Annotated in this window: 2 protein-coding genes; both read left to right on the top strand. The window is 33.8% G+C overall.

The window, feature by feature from the left end; genetic code table 11:
• The first annotated feature begins 59 nt into the window (after positions 1 to 59).
• Positions 60 to 374: a transposase gene (locus ACEN2H_RS15575; protein ID WP_441733971.1), complete on the top strand. Its 315-nt coding sequence runs from the start codon at positions 60 to 62 to the stop codon at positions 372 to 374.
• Positions 371 to 1,456: a transposase gene (locus ACEN2H_RS15570; RefSeq protein ID WP_441733969.1), complete on the top strand. Its 1,086-nt coding sequence runs from the start codon at positions 371 to 373 to the stop codon at positions 1,454 to 1,456. Before ACEN2H_RS15575 ends, ACEN2H_RS15570 begins: the two co-directional genes overlap by 4 nt.
• Positions 1,457 to 1,557: the final 101 nt, after the last annotated feature.

Genomic DNA, 1,557 nt, shown 5'->3' with positions numbered 1-1,557 from the left:
TGTATTGACCCCTTAAATAATCGGACACAATTATAAATCAAAAACTATAATTTTGTACGATGGAAAAACGAAAATTCACCAAAGAAGAGAAGCTAAAAATCATAAAAGAAGCTTCAGAACAAGGCGTTAAACAGACACTAGAGAAATACTCGGTTTTTCCTGCGAGTTATTATGCTTGGAAAAAGAAAATGGAAACAATGGGCGAAGAGGGTTTTTCTCATGGAATGACCCCAGACCAACTTAAACGCATTCGAGAACTGGAAAAAGAAAATAAGCTGCTAAAAGAGATTGTTATCCAAAAGGAATTAGAAGGCAAATTAAAAGACGAATTGTTAAAAAAGAAATTAGCCTTGGAGAAAAAAAAGAGATTGTGAGAAGTTACATTTTTCAAGGCTTGAAAGCAGAAGTAGCTTTTCAAATATCTGGGATAACAAAACATCAATATTATTATCAAAAGAAGAAAACCAAGCAAGGTCGAGTTTGTTCTATTAATACATTTTACACCGATAGTTATGGACAAAAAGCGGAAGTTTCCAATGATTTTGTTACCCAAGAAATGAAGCAAGTTCACCAAGATTCAGACACCGATTATGGCTATCAAAAAATGAAAACTGCATTGCAAATCAAGGGTTATAACATCAATCATAAGAAAGTATATCGATTGATGAAAGAAGCTCAATTGTTACAGGAAAAACATCAAAAACCTTCTAAGACTAGGGTAAAATACCGCAAGGTTTTTCCAAGTCAGCCTTTTGAAGTCCTGGAAATGGACATCAAATTTGTTTGGGTAGAGCAGTACAAAATGCATTGTTATGTTTTGACGACCATTGACACTTTTACCCGCATTGTCTTGCACTGGATGGTTGCCTATTCTATAAAAAAACAGGATGTAAAACGTGCTTGGGAACATATTATAATCAATCATTTACAGCCAAATAATTGCTTGGAAAGAGGAATTAATATTGAGGTTCGCAATGATAATGATAGTCGGTTCTCTGCAAAGTTGATTCAGGAATTTTTTAAAGAGAACTATCTCAACCAAGTATTTACACATCCATATACGCCACAAGAAAATGGTCATATTGAAAGTTTTCATGCGATTTTGGCAAAAAAACTACGCCCTTTTAATTTTTGGTCGATCGACGAATTAGAAGAGGTTTTGACGCTATTCTATGAAAAATACAATAATGAACGCTTGCATTCATCGGTGTGTAATTTGCCTCCAAATATCTTTTTAGAATGTTGGAACAAAGGACTAATCGAACAAAACAGAGACGAAATAAAATGGAAGATAAAATTCAAACTCAAGATACCTTATAATCAAATATCGGGCAATACGAGCTTGAAGTGCAGTTCCTTGCAAAATTTAGTGATTCTGCCTTTTTCGGCGGATGAACTGAATTTTAATAAAAAAGAAATGATCAGGCCTGAAACATCTCTACAAACATCGGTATAAAACTCGCCCTTGTTTGTTCCTTGCAAAGCAAAGATATTTACTTATTTTGTATGTTTGTAAAACTTAAAATGTTAAAGTCCGATTATTAGGGGGTTAGACCA

This window comes from Flavobacterium sp. W22_SRS_FP1 (assembly GCF_052113685.1).
GTDB lineage: Bacteria > Bacteroidota > Bacteroidia > Flavobacteriales > Flavobacteriaceae > Flavobacterium.
The sequence above is the reverse complement of the archived record's forward strand: the minus strand, read 5'-3'. Positions and strand labels throughout refer to the sequence as shown.